At 42.2% G+C, this 720-nt stretch carries 1 protein-coding gene; it reads right to left on the bottom strand.

Annotated features, from left to right (window positions below):
- A partial coding sequence (locus L8D11_RS06070) for a hypothetical protein (RefSeq protein WP_236870642.1) occupies positions 1 to 622 on the bottom strand: 622 nt, incomplete at its 3' end.
- Positions 623 to 720: the final 98 nt, after the last annotated feature.

Raw genomic sequence — 720 nt, forward strand, 5'->3', positions numbered from 1 at the left:
TATCAGAGTTTAGCAAAGAGGTGTTTTCAAGTTTAAGCGATCTGACCTCCTGTCTTTCTCTCGAGAGCTGGCTTGAAATCGCGCCATTTTCATCCTGCATTTCCTGTACATTTTTATCAAGCAAGGTGATTCTTTCATTTAGCTCGTGCATTTTGTAAACATTGTTTGCGTCTCTGAGTCGCAAATGTTCGTACTGCATCCTTAAGTCATCGAGTTCCTTGAGTCTTTCCTCGTGTTCTTGTATTTGCTTCCCCATGACAACCCTTCTGAGGTCATCGGTAATATCTTTGATTGGCTTTTCCTTCTGTCCGTCTCGAACCTTCATTATCTGGATGGTGTATCTAAACTTTACAAGAGCCAGGCGTAAGGTCATCTGGTTTTTGAAGTAATTGTGGTCCTCACTGAATTTCTTCAGCGACATGAGTTCATCGACAAGCGCCTGCTTTTCATCTTCGTACTTCTTAACGATCTGTCTCTCGTGCTCTTTATATTTGTTTTCCGAGGCAATGGCTTCGTCTCGTCTCGCTCTGTTAATCATGTTGAGGTTCGACTGCGTGAGGTACTGATTTTCCTCAATTTTCATGTTGATTTGATATCTTAAGGACTTCTTTTCTGCTTCCATCGACAGGCGGACTTCATTTAAGTGGTCGGCGGGTTCTTTTTTGATTTTATGGATGCATGGAATCATCTCCCTCGGCGATAACTCATTCAGATAGTCTT

The organism is Candidatus Bandiella numerosa (genome assembly GCF_021811875.1).
GTDB classification, from domain to species: Bacteria; Pseudomonadota; Alphaproteobacteria; order Rickettsiales; family Midichloriaceae; genus Aquirickettsia; species Aquirickettsia numerosa_A.